The sequence below is a fragment of the Anaerobacterium chartisolvens genome, from assembly GCF_003337415.1.
Classification (GTDB): domain Bacteria; phylum Bacillota; class Clostridia; order Acetivibrionales; family DSM-27016; genus Anaerobacterium; species Anaerobacterium chartisolvens.
In genome coordinates this window covers 52585-69074 of the sequence record NZ_QPJT01000009.1, presented here as the reverse complement: position 1 = coordinate 69074, position 16490 = coordinate 52585, and the positions used below count along the sequence as shown (strand labels likewise).

11 protein-coding genes are annotated in these 16490 nt (G+C 39.4%); 5 read left to right on the top strand and 6 right to left on the bottom strand.

Translation table 11 applies throughout. The annotated features are described in order from the left end of the window. Positions 1-7: 7 nt before the first annotated feature. Together DFR58_RS09335 and DFR58_RS09330 are read right to left on the bottom strand one after the other, a co-directional pair. Entirely contained in the window at positions 8-1102 is a 1095-nt protein-coding gene (locus DFR58_RS09335) for an LCP family protein (RefSeq protein ID WP_114297575.1), read from the bottom strand. Positions 1103-1241: 139 nt separating this feature from the next. After that, positions 1242-2219, bottom strand: a complete 978-nt coding sequence (locus DFR58_RS09330) for a tyrosine recombinase XerC (protein ID WP_114297574.1) — start codon at positions 2217-2219, stop codon at positions 1242-1244. Between the two features lie 313 nt (positions 2220-2532). On the opposite strand from DFR58_RS09330, the gene DFR58_RS09325 reads away from it, so the two are divergent. The 4 genes from DFR58_RS09325 to DFR58_RS09310 all read left to right on the top strand — a co-directional run bounded on the left by DFR58_RS09325 (position 2533) and on the right by DFR58_RS09310 (position 7357). Continuing rightward, complete coding sequence (locus DFR58_RS09325; RefSeq protein WP_170138099.1) at positions 2533-3702, top strand: glycosyltransferase family 4 protein; 1170 nt, start codon at positions 2533-2535, stop codon at positions 3700-3702. 198 nt (positions 3703-3900) lie between these two features. Next, positions 3901-4947 (top strand): glycosyltransferase family 4 protein, encoded by a 1047-nt coding sequence (locus DFR58_RS09320; protein WP_114297572.1) that lies wholly within the window; start codon positions 3901-3903, stop codon positions 4945-4947. After that, the gene (locus DFR58_RS09315) at positions 4944-5957 is read left to right on the top strand and encodes a lysylphosphatidylglycerol synthase transmembrane domain-containing protein (protein WP_114297571.1); all 1014 of its coding nucleotides are present in this window, start codon (positions 4944-4946) and stop codon (positions 5955-5957) included. Before DFR58_RS09320 ends, DFR58_RS09315 begins: the two co-directional genes overlap by 4 nt. 32 nt (positions 5958-5989) lie before the next feature. Continuing rightward, positions 5990-7357 carry a citrate/2-methylcitrate synthase gene (locus tag DFR58_RS09310; RefSeq protein ID WP_114297570.1) on the top strand — a complete coding sequence of 456 codons (1368 nt, stop codon included), beginning with the start codon at positions 5990-5992 and terminating at the stop codon, positions 7355-7357. Between the two features lie 97 nt (positions 7358-7454). Here the strand turns inward: DFR58_RS09310 and secA2 are convergent, their stop codons facing one another. From secA2 to DFR58_RS09285, 4 genes are all read right to left on the bottom strand, one after another. Next, the gene (gene secA2, locus DFR58_RS09305; RefSeq protein ID WP_114297667.1) at positions 7455-9869 is read right to left on the bottom strand and encodes an accessory Sec system translocase SecA2; all 2415 of its coding nucleotides are present in this window, start codon (positions 9867-9869) and stop codon (positions 7455-7457) included. Positions 9870-10605: 736 nt separating this feature from the next. Beyond that, entirely contained in the window at positions 10606-12213 is a 1608-nt protein-coding gene (locus tag DFR58_RS09295) for a response regulator (RefSeq protein WP_114297568.1), read from the bottom strand. A gap of 4 nt (positions 12214-12217) precedes the next feature. Beyond that, positions 12218-13705: a sensor histidine kinase gene (locus tag DFR58_RS09290; protein WP_170138098.1), complete on the bottom strand. Its 1488-nt coding sequence runs from the start codon at positions 13703-13705 to the stop codon at positions 12218-12220. A 52-nt stretch (positions 13706-13757) separates the two neighbouring features. Then, positions 13758-14756: an ABC transporter substrate-binding protein gene (locus DFR58_RS09285; protein WP_114297566.1), complete on the bottom strand. Its 999-nt coding sequence runs from the start codon at positions 14754-14756 to the stop codon at positions 13758-13760. Positions 14757-15150: 394 nt separating this feature from the next. On the opposite strand from DFR58_RS09285, the gene DFR58_RS09280 reads away from it, so the two are divergent. Next, a complete protein-coding gene (locus tag DFR58_RS09280; RefSeq protein WP_114297565.1) occupies positions 15151-16479 on the top strand; it encodes a putative DNA modification/repair radical SAM protein in 1329 nt (442 codons plus the stop codon). Positions 16480-16490: the final 11 nt, after the last annotated feature.

The following is a 16490-nucleotide window of genomic DNA, read 5'->3' as shown; positions in this document are numbered from 1 at the left end:
TAATTTTTTATGGTTTTGTCTTGGACTGCGTCTTTATGCTTGACTGCACATTTGACGGGTTTTTCTTTGTATTGATTTTAGAGGTGCTGCCAGAGGCTGCCTCCTCAGAGAAGGCAGCCTTTGAACCTGTGTTGACAGTATTTGAAAATTCTCCTGCTGCTTTGAAATATTCTTCCAGAACATCTTCGGCATTAAAGGTGTCCTTTGTAGAGTTATTAATTATTTTTCCGTTGTACACGTAATACCACGCTCCGCCTGACATGCGATCCTCTCCTAAAAGCTTAAAGGTGGTAACGGCATCAGGCTTTACTGAGGTTATGTTATTTGAAAGACGCAAGGCATCATTTATTGAAACATTCGTTTCCAGCTTATCAAAAACAGTATTAATAATTGAATTCAGCTTGGGAAGATAGGAAATATTGGCCTTTTGCCTTATGACCTCCTTTACAAAGCTTTGCTGCGCATCAATTCTTTTAAGGTCACTTCCGTCATAGTATTGCTTGAACTCGGCATCACTGCTTTTGTAAGAGTTGGGCTTTCTGAAGCGCATAAAACCTTCGGCATCCTTTCCATACAAACGCTGCTGCCCCTTCTTCAAATTTATATGGAGATTCTGAGTGGGGTCATCATATTTCATATTCACGGGCACGTTATAATCAATGCCCCCTAAAAGGTCAATAACCTCACGGAAAACAGAGGTATCTATATAGACATAATAATTGATGCTTATATTAAGCAGATTACTTATGGTTTTAACAGCCTGCTCTATTCCTCCGTGAGGATAGGCATAATTTATTTTGCGGGATCTTCCGTTAATATTAACCATTGTATCTCTCGGAATGGAAAGTACGTTAATCAGTGAGGTAGAAGGATTATAATTGACAACCATAATGGTATCGGTATTTTTATTTACCTTATCTCCACCCAGCACAAGAACATTTACCGGGTCCTTTCTTACAAAAAAATCTCCCAGTATGTTTCCTCCGGGAAAGGCTTCGGCAGAAGCAGTGCTTCCTATATAAGCGAGTATAAGCATACCTGAAATAAATAAAAAGGTAAGTATACTGAAACTAAGCGTAAAATAGAACTTTCTGGCATTCATAAAAAATAACCTCTGTTATGTTTAAATAATTTGTGTTTAAATCCCTTTACAAAAACTGCTTACAAAAAATTGCTCAAACCTTAATAAGTATATACCACACAAATATTTTTTGTCAAATGATATATGTAAATATATGGATTTAATCTGTTTTATTTGACTTATCGGCAGGAGAGATGGAAGAGAGAGGATTGCTCTCAACTGCTGCCCTTAGCTGCTGGCTGTCAACATGCGTATAAATCTCCGTTGTAGATATGCTTTCATGGCCTAATATTTCCTGCAAAGCTCTTATATCGACATTTCCATGCTTGTACATAAGAGTGGCGGCGGTATGCCTCAGCTTATGCGTGGAATACCTTTGAGGATCAAGACCTGACTGCTTTATATATTTTTTCACAATATACTGTACCGTTTTATTGCTTATTCTTCTTTTCCTTTCGCTTAAGAAAAGAGCATTCCTGTCAAAAACACCTTCCTTGGGGCGAACCTTTAAATACGCATATACAGCATTCTCACATGCACTGTTTAAGTATATGGTTCTTTCCTTTCCGCCCTTTCCTATTACAGTTAACACGTCATCCTTAATATTGCTGATATTTATATTTACAAGCTCCGACAGCCGAAGCCCGCAATTGAGAAAAAGAGTAATGATACAGTAGTCTCTTTCCTTATGCTCTCCGGATATTGCCTGCAAAAGATGTACGCTCTCTTCTATATTCAGATATCTTGGAAGTCTTTTTAATATTTTGGGAGACTCAAGCTCGGATGCCGGATTGTAGTCAAGTATTTTGGACTTATTCGTCAAATATGTAAAAAAGGATTTTATGCTGGCTACCTTTCTGGCTCTTGAGCTTGCGCTGTTGTTTCTTTCACGGCTTATGTACGACATATACGAATACAAGTCACTAAGGGTTATTGATTTTATAAGCTCGTCTGTGACATCATCTATTTGAATTTCGTCAAGCACCTTTTTTTCCTTAACCACACCCTTATGAATTTTTATGAAACGCAAAAAAAGGCGGAGATCAAAAAAATACTCCTTTACGGTGCTTTTTGATTTACCCTTAATAGTTTCCATATAGCTTAAAAAATCCTTTAAAATCAACGGAGCCTCATCCATTTATATTTTCCCCCTAAAAGCGGCATTCTCCAAATATTATATAATGAATTTTAGCAAAAAAGTCTCGCCGTTTCAATAGCATCCAATAAGCGGAGTTCAGAGCGGAATAATCAGCTCGCCTTATTTTTAAGCGTATAACAATGCTTTCAATATGTATATACTAAAATTTATAATCATTAATATTTAATAAACATTGAACAGGTTATTTGAAGTTGTATGCAGAAACTGGTATAATGAAAATGCTTACTTTAGAAATACCATTTTTAGTTTGTATAGAAACTTAAACAGAGTTCAAAAGGGAAGGTAAATGTATATGAATATTGGAATTTTTACCGATTCTTATTACCCTGAGATAAGCGGACTTGTTACTTCAATTGACATACTTCAGAGTCAATTAAAGGAAAGGGGGCACAATGTATATATTTTTACGACCTCCAATCCCGGCATAAGAGGTAAAAGACGAGGAGTATTCAGGCTTCCCAGTATGCCTTTCTTATTCCTTAAGTCCAGAAGAGTAGGCTTGTTCTACACTCCGAGGGCCGTTAAATGCGTTAAAAGATTAAATCTGGATATAATTCATACCCAAACAGAGTTTTCCCTGGGGATATTTGGCAAGATAATGGCAAAAAAATTGGGGATTCCCGTTGTGCATACTTATCATACTCTTTATAAGGACTATGTTCATTATATCTCAAAGGATAAGTTTAAAAGGCTTTCAAATGATTTGGTAAAAATTTTAAGCAGAAATTTTTGTAATGGGTGTGACGCGGTTATAGCACCTACACAAAAGGTTTATGACCTGCTTATGGACTACGGGGTAAAAAAGAGTATAAGCGTTATTCCTACCGGGATTAGACTTTGTAAATTTAATAGTGGAGGCCATCCTGAAGTGAACGCAGAGGAGCTAAAACAAAGTCTTTCCATAGGCAGTAACGATCCCGTCATACTTTTTGTCGGGAGGCTTGCAAAGGAAAAAAGGGTGGACATCATCATAAGACAAATGCCATATGTGCTTCAGAGCTTGCCTGACGCAAAGCTTCTTATAGTGGGGGACGGAGCTTTGAGAAAGACCCTTGAGTCTTTGGCCGTCCAATTGAATGTCAATAAATCTGTGATTTTTGCGGGAGAGCAGGCATGGGATAAAATTCATATATATTACAAGCTTGGAGGCGTATTTGTTAGCGCTTCAGTAACTGAGACACAGGGACTTACCATAATAGAGGCAATGGCTTCCGGCATTCCTGTAGCCGCCATAAGAGACAGGAACATTGAGGATTTGATAAAAGACAGGTGGAACGGCAGAATTTTTGATTCTGAGCGGGAGCTTGGTGAAGCAGTGGTAGAGACTCTTTCCGATAAAACGATCTCACAAATGTATGTAAAAAATGCCAATGACACTCTTTATGAATACTCTTCTCTGAAATTCAGCATGAAGGTAGAGGAAGTTTATACAAAGCTATTAAGGGAAAAAATATTAACTTAAAGAGGGTATAGCCACAGAGATATATTCAAAGACTTATAAGAAGCTCAATATAAAAATTTCGTTAAGAGTTAAGACTTTTTACAAAAGTCTTCGTAGAGTATATGAGATAACGAACCTTAAGAAAAAGGATATTTAGTTTTACAGCTCGTTATCTATAGATGTAAGGAAATATAAAAATTTTGATTAGGGTGGCATATAATGATTTCTATAAATATGATATCATCGGCTGTAAAGGTTAAAGGGCAGGGAGTAGGATCGGCTTATATAGAGCAGGTAAGACTGGTAAACGAAGGCCTGGGCTCGGGGTATAAGGTTTATGAAAACAAGCCCGTTTTAGCAGATATAATGCATTATCATACCATAGATTTAAAGCATTTTTTTATAGCTCCGTTCGCAAGAATAAAGGGTGTTAATGTAGGTTATGTCCATTTTTTACCTGAAACTATTGAGGGAAGCATAGATCTCCCTTCCTCCGTTAAAAAAATTTTTTATAAATACATCATCGCTTTTTACAAAAGCATGGATTATCTGGTTGCCGTAAACCCTTATTTTATTAAAAGGCTTTCCGAATACGGTATTGACAGTAAGCGCATTGCTTATATCCCCAATTTTGTGTCGGGTAATTTTTTCAGACGCATGATCGATGGGGAAAAGAAAGTTTTGAGGAAGAAATACGGTATAGGAGAAAGAGACTTTGTTGTTCTGGGAGTGGGTCAGGTACAGACAAGAAAGGGTGTAGTAGATTTTATAAATGCTGCGGAACAGTTAAAGGATGTTAAATTTCTTTGGGCAGGCGGTTTTTCATTCGGAAGAATAACCTCCGGGTACAAAACACTTAAGGGCGTTGTGGACAGCCCTCCTCCTAATGTAAAATTCATGGGTATAGTTGAAAGAGAGCATATGAACGAAATATATAATATCGCGGATGTTTTACTTCTTCCGTCTTATAGTGAGCTGTTTCCCATGGCGATCCTCGAAGCGTTTGCCTGCGGCATTCCCGTGCTTTTAAGAGATCTCGACATATACCCTGATGTGTTTTTTGACTACTATATCAAGGGCAATACCAGCAGTGATTTCGCCGCTGCGATAGAAAGACTGAAAAATGACAGGGAATACTATGGCTTTTGCAAGGCGCAAGCATATAAAGGTCATGAATATTACTGTGAGGAGAATATACTTTCCATGTGGAGGGAATTTTACGGCAAGGTGAGTAAAAAAATAAATTTAGCAGAGGATTTTTTGTGAAAAAGAATATATTTAATTTTTTAGTTGTTTCAATATCTTTAATAGTGCTTGTTACATTTGTTTTAAGCACTCAGGGAATAGGTGCGTTTATGCTGCAGGTATCCGGCTTAAGCTCCAGATGGATAGCCGCCGCACTTTTTCTGATGTTTTTATACTGGCTTTTTGAGGCCCTGAGTACTTATGTTATTGCGCATTTCTACAGAATAAGATATAACATGATTGAGTGCTTTGCAGTAACCATGGTGGGACAGTTTTTTAATTCAATTACCCCGTTTGCTTCCGGCGGGCAGCCGGCGCAGGTAGTTTATATGATGAAAAAGGGTACTGAAGCAGGGGATGCCGGTTCAGTGGTGATGATAAAATTTTTTGTTTTTCAGACAATGCTTACATTGTATTCGTCAGTAATAATAGTTTTTTCCTTCACGTACTTTAAAACAAAAATTCCCCTTTTGTTTACTATGACATTTATTGGTCTGGCTGTAAATGGGTCAATGATTGTGCTTTCAATATTATTTGCCCGCAACAGGGCGTTGACGGAGAGAATACTGAAGTTCATATTCATGCTGGTTAAAAGGATGAGATTTATTAAAATGACTGAATCTACTGAAAAAAATGTTGAGAGATCTCTTCAAAATTTTCATGATAATGCGGCCCTCTTAAAAAATAACCCCGTACTTTTGCTTAAAACCTCAATACTGGTAGTACTTCAGCTTACGTTCTTTTTTGCCATTCCGTACTGTGTATGTGCCAGCTTTGGAGCTCCCATAGAGAGCTTTTTCATTATATTTTCAGCAACGGTTTTTGTTGTTACAATAGTTTCCATAGTGCCCTTACCGGGAGCATCAGGCGGGGCAGAGGGCGGATTCTATCTTTTTTTCGGACTCTTCTTTAAAAGCAGCTTTCTGGTAACGGCAATTCTTTTATGGAGACTCATTACATATTATTCATGCATAGGATTGGGCTCTATATTTACCATTGCGTTTCCCAAAAGAACCAAAATGCCTTATTAATAAAATAAATCAATTTGAAAGGAAGTGGATATATGGGTAATTCTATAGGCATTGAGATTGATGAAGGCTTTCTTGAAACACTGAGTGATCTGGCAAAAAAAAGCAGCCTCATTAATCCTGAGCTTTACAGCCGGTATGAGGTTAAAAGAGGCTTAAGGGATTTGGATGGAAGAGGGGTATTGGTGGGGCTGACGGAAATTGGAGATGTTCGCTCGTACGTTGTTGATGACAGCGAGCTTATCCCTATTCCGGGCAAATTGATATATAGGGGAATAGATATAGTCAATATTGTAGACGGCTTTACTAAGGACAACCGTTTTGGGTTTGAGGAAACGTGCTATTTGCTGTTGTTCGGAAAGCTTCCCGACAAAAAGCAGCTTAGTGATTTTGAAGGGCTTTTGTCGCAGTACAGAAAGCTGCCCGAGGATTTCGTAAGGGATATGATACTGAAGATGCCAAGCAACGACGTAATGAACTCGCTTGCAAGAAGTGTGCTGGCATTTTACAGTCTTGATAAAAAAGCTGATGACATTTCTATAAAAAATGTACTAAAGCAGTCTCTTAATATGATAGCCTGCTTTCCATTAATTGCGGTATACGGATATCAGGCTCTTTCGCATTATCACGGGAATAAGAGCTTAATTATTCACAGCCCAAGGCCGGATCTTAGCACTGCCGAGAATATTTTGCATATGATAAGGCCGGACAGCCAGTACACAGCTCTTGAAGCAAAGCTTTTAGATCTTGCGCTGGTGCTTCACGCAGAGCATGGAGGAGGAAACAATTCTTCTTTTGTTACTCATGTTGTAACATCCTCGGGTTCTGATACATATTCAGTAATAGCGTCGGCTCTTGGTTCGCTTAAAGGGCCAAGACACGGAGGCGCAAACATTAAGGTTATTGAAATGTTTGAGGACATGAAGAAAACTCTGGGGAATTGGGAGGACAGGGGAGAGATTCAGGATTACCTTGTGAAGATACTTAATAAGGAAGCATTTGACCGTTCGGGCTTGATATATGGAATAGGACATGCTGTTTATTCAATATCCGATCCCAGAGCTATAATTTTGAAAAAATATGCTGAAATGCTTGCAAAGGAAAAGGGCTTCGAGAGTGAGTACAATCTATATGCGGAGGTAGAAAGGCTTGCGCCTGAAGTAATAGGAAAAGTGCGTAAAATGTATAAGGGTGTAAGTGCAAATGTTGATTTCTATTCTGGCTTTGTATACAGGATGCTGGACATTCCGCCGGAAATGTACACACCGCTGTTTGCCATTTCAAGAATAGTGGGATGGAGCGCGCACCGGATTGAAGAGCTTGTAAATGCCGGCAAAATTATCAGACCCGCATATAAGAGTGTTTCTGAAACACAGGAATATGTTACGCTGGATGAAAGATAAACTTATAATCGCCCCCTGATTATACAAAATAATAATTTTGTATAATCAGGGGGGTTTTATTTGAAATGCAATTTTAAATAAAACCCCCCTTGCCAATCTATTTAATATGCTTATTTTTTCTGAACCGATTATATATTAATCCGAACAGCAGCACAGGCCACATCAATATCATTCCAATGCCTGCAAGGCCTATATTTCTGCTGTTTGCAAGGAGCATCCCCAGATCATCCGAAAAAGGGTTGTCTGTAACCTGATAAGTCCAGGTTGACGCCGGTGCCTTAATCCCCGCCCCGCTTAGGTCAACTCTCCCGCCGGAAAAATCCATTTGATTGAATGCATTTATAGCTTCATCATCAATCATCTGGTTTAAATTCCGATATTCTTCAATAACGATCCTGTTATATTCTTCAAGTGGGTTCATTCCTCCGATATTAACCAGATGTATACCCTCCCGTATGCAATTTACCCGGGCTAAATATTCCGCCCAGCACTGGTCTATGTGGTAAAGAAAAATATATTTTTCCACCTTTTTTAAAGCACTGGCATCCACATATTTCAGGGCAAGCCTGTATTGCTCGGGAGCCATTTCTTCAAGCAGGTAAATACCTACTCTGCCAAACAAAATATCCCGGCGTCTTTTATATATGATTTTGCGCTGCTCCTCAATAATATAGGAATACCTCCAGAGAAATCCCCTAATACTGGCATTCTGTCCTTCAGCAACCTTTTGAACCTTCTCCGTCGAACGCAGGTATATCGGATTATCAATGGGACCCTCCTGCTTTTTCATACGCCGCATTGATGAAATAAGCGTGCTGTTGCCATATTTCTTAAATAAATCGTCCTCCAGACTAACAAAGAACCTTGACGAGCCCGGGTCGCCCTGCCTGCCGGCACGTCCCCGGAGCTGGTCGTCTATACGCCTGCTTTCGTATTTATTTGTTGCTATGACGTATAAGCCTCCCAGGCCTACTACCTTCTCCCGTTCCTTCTCCAGATCTCCCCCTAAGCGTATGTCGGTGCCGCGTCCGGCCATATTGGTTGAGACGGTTACAGCCCCAAGAGTCCCTGCTTGGGCGATGATTCCAGCCTCCAATTCGTCGTTTTTTGCGTTGAGTACATTGCATTTGATTCCTGCCTTTTGCAGTGTGTCGGCAAGTTTTTCAGATTCCTCTATACTGGCCGTACCCACCAGTATGGGTCTGCCCGTTGCATGAGTCCTTTTTATTTCCGCAGTCAGCGCCTCATACTTTGCTTGTAAATGGGTAAAAACAGCGTCTTGATAATCTATTCTGATACAGGGCCTGTTTGGGGGAATAGCAACAACATCCAGATTATAAAACTCCTTAAACTCTCCCTCAGATGTTTTTGCCGTAGCCGTCATTCCGCATATTCTACGATAATTTTCCATAAAATGCTGTACTGTTATTGTTCCCAGAATTCTGCCCTTTGAAAAGCTCGTTATCCCTTCCTTGGATTCTATTGCTGCCTGCAGTCCGTCAGGCCAGACGCGTTTATCAGCTACACGGCCTGTAAGCTCATCCACAAGCTCAACCCTTCCGTCTTGAACTATGTAATCCACATCACGCCTTAACAGTGTGCCGGCATGAAGTGCGCAATTCAACTCAATCAATAATTCATAATTTTCTTCGGCATATATATTTCCGCACCCCAGAAGCTTCTCCACCCGGTTTGTTCCCTGATCGGTGAGGTAAACATTTCTTGAAGCCTCATCGGTATCATAATCAACACCGGCTTCAAGCATTCCCACTATGTTTGTAATCTCCTCGCGTGTTCCCTGGGCCACAGGGACATTCTCTGATATTATAAGGGGAATACGGGATTCATCAATAAGTATGGAATCTGCCTCATCCACTATTGCAAAATTAAATTCACGCTGTACAAGCTCATTTACCTCATAGCACAAGCAATCTCTAAGGTAGTCAAATCCCGCTTCCTTGGCAGTAATATAGGTTATATCGCAGGCATATGCCTTTCTCCGCGCCTCTTTTGCCATACCCTCGTTAATAAAGCCCGTCGTCAGGCCCAGAAAGGTGTATACAGGTCCCATCCACCCTGCATCCCTCCTAGCCAGATAGTCATTTGCAGTGAGGACATGTACACCTCTGCCGGTAAGGGCGTTCAGATATGCGGGAAATACTGCCGCCAGAGTTTTCCCTTCCCCTGTCTGCAATTCTACAAGCTTTCCATGGTGCATGGCAGCTCCCGCTATAATCTGTACATCAAAGGCAGTGAGGCCCAATACCCTTTTTGCCGTCTCGAATACCAGCGCATAAGCTCTTGGCAGCAGATCATCAAGATGCGTTGCCCAATCCCGTGCCTGATTTAAAATCTCTGCGGATATTTTTTTTAATGAGCTGTCGCTTTCACTCTTTAGATTTGTTCTCTTTATATCCTCCAACAGCTCCCGGTAATCTATAATATCATAATCGGAATAGTTGATTCCGTGAGCGTTCAAAGCAAGCTTATCCATATTCATTTTTTTCAGCATCTGTCTCAAAACCTCCATTATATTTTTCCTTCATTGTATTATGAGCTTTCGCTCTGCTTTTATTGCCTGCTTTCGGCTTTCCATTTACCCAGTCGCCTAAAAAACGCAGACAAAATGACTACGGAATTTAACGACCGCTTTATGTGCATCGCCAACAAAAGCACCTGATTATTCAATTACTTAAATGATAAGCATCAGACAGATTTGAATGGTATTTTAATGTTTTGAAATAAAATAAGAATTAAGGTACTGAATAAAAAAATAATCTCAAGAATCAAATATATATTAATGGTAATGCATAACAAAAACAACGATAATATACCAGCAAAGATAATTAACGCTGTATATATGCCGGGGCAAATACATTCGATAGCCGACTTTATGAATACCTGCTTTTCGTAAAACAGGATATCTGCAATAGAAACTAAAGCTGCTGTAAATAAGGCTAAAGCCAGCTTTGTAAAATCCACTATTGATTTTGTTAAGGGCCTAATTGCAGTCCGAAATAACGCAAGCATATAAAAATTAACCCTTCAGAAAAATATATCCCAAATTTTATTTAATTCCATATTTTATATAATTACAGTACAATTATACTATGCCGTTGGTAAGTTTACAAGACATTTACAATGCATTGCAATCAAAATTAAACATAAAGGCTGTAGGCCTTTGCGCCTGTGAAGTATTCACAGCTTTCTACAGCCATTTTGATATTTTTATGTCCTCGGTCATGCTTTCATTGCTCCTTATGACTCTTCCTGAAGTCCTTTGGAGTTATTCTCATGGCCTTTTTAAAAATATAGCTAAAATAATGCGGATCACTGTACCCAATGATATATGCAATTTCAGATGATTTTAATGAGGTGGTTTTTAACAGCTCCACTGCCTTTTTAACTCTTACTTTTGTCAGGTATTCTATGAACGTTTCTCCCGTCTCCTGACTGAATATTGTACTGAAATGACTTGGGCTGACATTTACATAGGACGCAACTGAATTAAGCGAAATGCCGGCGTTGGAAAAATTATTGCGGATATATTCCTTTGCTTTATATATTGTACTGTCATACTTTTTTTCCACCTGAGTATTCCTGAATTCAAATACTCTGTTTAAAATATTTTCTGTCAGCTCTTTAAAATTATCTATTGAATCAATGCGCGTAACAAAGCTTTCCAGGCAAGCCACCTCCGGAATAAATTCTTCAACCTCGCCTCCAAGCTCATTTATAAATCTTGAGGCGTTCAATACAATGTCTAAAAAAACATAATATATATAGATAAGCGAATTCATTTCCACTTCGCTTAAATCATTTATATATTGCTCTACGAAGAGCTGGACATCAGTCTTAAGCCCGCACTTTAAAAAATCATAGACATCGTTTTTTCTTACCTTTATAAAGTCTTTTTTGCCTCCCGGAGTGGGCTTAATGTCATTTATGCCCAAAATTTTGCTTTTTCCGTATATATATCTGTAATGCTTTATTGTATCGGCTTCCTTATAAGATTGCGAGATTCCCTGTAATCTTTCCTGTACGCTTCCTATACCTATCCCAAGTGTACAGGAGCTATCCCTTTCCACTGTATATTTTATAGACTGTGCCAGCTGGTACGCAGTCTCTTCCAGTGATTCTGCGTTGTTCCCCTTTATTATAAGAATTATTTCTCCTAAGTTCCTCCTGAATTTTATAACGTCATTATTCTCTGTCACAACCTTATCTATCAACGCTTCTGCTTTTAGAAACTCCGAGTAATCTCTTTCCATCGGATCCTTTTTGGTGATTTCAATTTCAATAATTTCCACAAGATAAAATTTGGATATTATATTGATGTGAAAATAAGCACAGTTATCAATGACATCAACAGGGCTTACCATGCCCAGTGTCAGTTCATTCAAAAACTTGTCCCGGAATAACGGTGCATTTAGCTCAAGCTGTTTTTTTATTTTTTCGGCGTCCTCCCTTTCTTTTTTTTCATTTTCGATTTGAATCATAACCTTGTTCAAGGATTCAAGGAGATCTGCCGAGCTTACAGGCTTCAGCAGGTATTCTGTCACTCCGATGCTCATAGCTTCTTTTGCAAAGCTGAACTCGTCATGTCCGCTAAGAATAATAATTTTTACCCAAGGCATATTTTTTCTAACAATACGGCTTAGCTGCAGGCCATCCATAAAAGGCATTTTAATATCCGTAATCAGTATATCCGGCTTTATTTCCTGAATCAACGGCAGTGCAAACTCTCCATCGGGTGCTTCACCAGAGAAGATAAAATCGGTGTCGTCCCACTTGACGCTGTCTCTAATGCCTTCACGAATTACGATTTCATCATCTATAAGAAACACTTTATACACACTCTCACCTCTCCATAGGAATAAGAACGGCTACTTGAGTTCCCTTCTTAAATTCGCTTTGAATTTTTAGTCCATATTGATTTCCGTAGTAAAGCTTAATTCTTTTATGTACATTGTTCAGGCCGAACCCGCTTTCTTTAATCATAAATCCAACTGTATTACTGTCAAGTGTTTTCTGTATCTCTGCCAGACGCTCCGGCGTCATTCCTGCTCCATTGTCGTTTATTTCAAAAATTACATTTCCTTTTTCCGCCACATAACCCTTTACTGTAATGACTCCTCCCTCCCTTTTATTTTTTATTCCGTGGTAAAGTGCATTCTCGACTAAAGGCTGCAATGTCAATTTTAATATATTGTATTCCAGAATGGACTCATCCACGTCTATTTGAAAGTCAAGAATATCTCTGTACCTGATTTTCTGAATAATCAGGTAGCTTCGGATATGCGCAACCTCATCGCTGATTGGAATCCAGTCCTTGCCCTTGCTTAAGGTGATTCTAAAAAAGCTTGACAGGGCTCTGACAATTTTAATAACCTCCTTGCTTTTATTGGCCTCCGCCATCCATACAATGTTGTCTAAGGTATTGTAAAGAAAATGAGGATTGATTTGTGCTTGTAAAACCTTCAGTTCGGACTTTTTTAAATTTTCCTGCTCCTTAATACTTCTTTCCAGCAATTCCTTTATCTTTTGAGTCATTATGTTGAAGCTCATTCCCAATGCGGCAATTTCATCCACATTTTTATTTTCAACCCTCACATTAAGATTACCGGCGGCAATGGACTTTGTCATATTGTGAATTTCACGAATGGGCTTGGATATGCTCTCCGAGATTACCCAGGCGGCGACAGAGGAAAATAGCAGCCCTATTCCAAAAACGGCGACATTCATTATCATCCAGCTATGATAACTCTTGCGTATTTCATTTCCTATTTTCTCCGTGCTCTGTATTTCGTATAGTATAAATTTCTGTATATTGTCTTCTACAAGGGAGGATACTCCTCTGATTTCATCCAAAACGGCCTCATTTTCCGATACGGGTCTTCTCTCCTCAATCTGCTGGCCTATCTGATCTATGTACCGTTTTAGAGTATCAATCGTTCGAAGAGTGACATCCAATCTTGTCCTGTTTTCATCTGTGCTTACATTCTCCACGATTCCCCTGATGTTTTGATTGATTTCATTAATAATAGAATACTGCTTTCCATCCTCAAATTTGATCTTGCCCGCAACAATGTCCCACATTTCGGAATCAATTCTGGTTTTAACTATTCCATTAATGCTGTTGGCGGTTGTAATATTTGAAACAATAACATTATACCTTTCGCTGTATTTTAATGAGTTGTATAGCATTACCACATTCATTATAACCATTAATAGAATGATCACAATAAATGCAATGATGATCTTGCTTCTTATAGATAAATTTGCTTCCATTACCAAATCTACAAGTTTCATCTTTTTTATGATATGCTTTGGTGAAAACGGTTTCACAAACAAGCCCCCTCCCTGAATGAAACCTGTATATAACGCCGAAACTATACTTTTAATAATTTCGATTGATGAAATCTGCTTCGGCTGTTTCTTCACGAAATATGCCTTCATTAATAACTATTCTTTTAGGCAACTGCTTTCCCGCCATGAGATCCTTTACCGCCTTCATTAATTCGGGACCCTGAAGAGGATTGCATTCCACCGTGCAATTAAGCTTGCCGGCCTTCATAGCATCAAAGGCCGCCTTAACCGCATCTATCGAAATTATTTTAATATCCTTTCCAGGTCTCAGCCCATACTCCTCTATAGCCTCGATGGCACCTAACGCCATATCGTCATTGTGCGCATATACTACGTCAATTTCAGAGCCTTTGTCATTTAAAAATTCCTCCATTACCTCCTTACCCTTTGAACGCATGAAATCACCAGCCTTAGAGTTAGTGACGAAGATATTGGGGTTCTGTTTGATGATCTCTATAAAGCCCTCTCTTCTTCCATTGGTGGGTGTTGAACCAAAGGTGCCTTGAATTTCTACCACATTTACTCTTTCGTTGCTATCCCCTACCTTTTCTAAAAGCCACCTCCCGGCCTTTCTTCCCTGCTCGGCAAAATCTGAGCCTATATGGGTAACATAGAGTGACTTGTCCTGCTCGTCAATACCTCTATCCATTATAATCACAGGTATTCCCGCCAACTTGGCCTCTTTGAGTACAGTCCCCCAGCCATATTCAACAATTGGGGAGAAGGCAATTACGTCGACCTGCTGGGCAATCAATGATCTGACATCCTTTATTTGATTTTCAGGCTTTTGCTGTGCGCTTAAAAATAAAAGCTCAATTCCCTCATCCCGTGCCGCGGTCTTAATGGATTCGGAATTTGCTGTCCTCCAATTGCTTTCTGCTCCAACCTGCGAAAAGCCCAAAACAATTTTTTTTTGAATTTTTTCGGTATCTTGAGCAGCATCCGGTTCTTTATCTCTCGAGCAAGCTACGGCAGAAAAAAGTAAAGATATTAAAATGGCTGCTAAAAATGACCTTGTAATTTTTCTCATCCAATATCACCCCCAGAATTGGCACATAAAAATTACGCTCTACATAGTTATATTATAAATTTGGCAAAATGTACAGACAATATAAAAAATAACTTAAAGCAGCAAAAAAGTTGGTTTTTGTATTAAAATTTACAATCAAGCTGTTATGTTTTACAAAAAATAATTATATAATATCGAAATATTAAAAGGCAGATTGGATTGCGATTTTCTTTACTCAACACCATTTTATCCCAATAACTTACACATGTCAATAAATGCATACTATTTCTATTAACATAAAATATTTTTAAATTTATCCAGAACATATGTTTGATATTTTTCTGTTGCTGTGGTATAATATAACCATGCTTTGAGAATATGATTTGATGGAATAAATTTTTTAGAGGTGAATTTTGTGAATTTGCAATCGAAGCTTGAAATACTGGCAGCCGCAGCAAAATACGATGTTTCCTGTTCCTCCTCGGGAAGTTCAAGAAAAAACAGCCCCGGAGGCATCGGGAATGCGGCACAATGCGGAATTTGCCATAGCTGGTCGCAGGACGGCAGGTGCATATCGCTTTTAAAAATTCTGCTCACAAATGACTGTATTTTTAACTGTACATATTGTGTAAACCGTTCCAGCAATGATGTGCCAAGGGCTTCATTTACTCCTGATGAGGTGGCCGATATTACTATAAACTTTTACAGGAGGAATTTTATAGAGGGGCTTTTTTTAAGCTCGGCAGTTATTAAAAGCCCCGACTATACGATGGAGCTCATGATTAAAACGGTGCACAAGCTTAGGAGCGAATACCGTTTTAACGGGTATATCCATATGAAGGCTATCCCGGGGGCTGACGCGGCGTTGATATCCAAAGCGGGAAGGCTTGCCGACCGTATGAGTGTAAATATCGAGCTGCCCTCCAGCGAGGGCCTTAAGCTTCTGGCGCCCCAAAAGAATAAGGAGTCGATAGTAAAGCCGATGAGCTTTATAAATTCCAGAATACTGGAAAGGCAAGAGGAGAGGCGGATTTATAAAAAAGCGCCCTCATTTGTTCCTGCCGGACAGAGCACGCAGCTTATCGTAGGTGCAACAAGGGACAGCGACTTGAAAATACTGAGATTGTCCGAAAACCTGTATAACAGGTTTAATTTAAAAAGGGTCTACTACTCGGCGTATGTGCCTGTATTGGAGCATCCAAGCCTTCCCGCCCTTAATGCAGGTCCTCCTTTGCTCAGAGAGCATAGGCTTTATCAGGCCGACTGGCTTTTGAGGTTTTACGGCTTTTCTGCAAATGAGCTTCTGAATGAAGGGCAGCCCGATTTTTCAATTGATCTCGACCCAAAATCGGACTGGGCGATAAGGAATCTTCATATGTTTCCTGTTGAAATCAATATTGCCGACATAAATACCCTTTTAAGGGTTCCCGGAATAGGTGTCAAATCGGCACGAAGAATAGCTGCGGCAAGGAGAATATGCAGCTTGGATTTTGACAGCTTAAAAAGGCTTGGGGTGGTACTCAAAAGGGCACGGTTTTTTATTACCTGCAAGGGTAAATACTATGGCGAAAAGAGAATTAATGAATTGGTAATTAAAAATGGGCTTCTGGCAGATAAGCCTCCAAGGCATCTTGTGAATGCGTCAAATTATGAGCAACTCTCAATATTTTCATATACGGAGGGCGAAAGGCCGCTGCTTCCCGACAGTTCAGACAGGCTGGCTGCAATAACAGGAGAGCTGTGATTTTTAAGGGG

Bases quoted from the DNA above. Each gene is read 5' to 3' on its own strand.
- DFR58_RS09335 (WP_114297575.1), bottom strand. From the start codon at position 1,102: ATGAATGCCAGAAAGTTCTATTTTACGCTTAGTTTCAGTATACTTACC.
- DFR58_RS09330 (WP_114297574.1), bottom strand. From the start codon at position 2,219: ATGGATGAGGCTCCGTTGATTTTAAAGGATTTTTTAAGCTATATGGAA.
- DFR58_RS09325 (WP_170138099.1), top strand. From the start codon at position 2,533: ATGAATATTGGAATTTTTACCGATTCTTATTACCCTGAGATAAGCGGA.
- DFR58_RS09320 (WP_114297572.1), top strand. From the start codon at position 3,901: ATGATTTCTATAAATATGATATCATCGGCTGTAAAGGTTAAAGGGCAG.
- DFR58_RS09310 (WP_114297570.1), top strand. From the start codon at position 5,990: ATGGGTAATTCTATAGGCATTGAGATTGATGAAGGCTTTCTTGAAACA.
- secA2 (WP_114297667.1), bottom strand. From the start codon at position 9,869: ATGCTGAAAAAAATGAATATGGATAAGCTTGCTTTGAACGCTCACGGA.
- DFR58_RS09285 (WP_114297566.1), bottom strand. From the start codon at position 14,756: ATGAGAAAAATTACAAGGTCATTTTTAGCAGCCATTTTAATATCTTTA.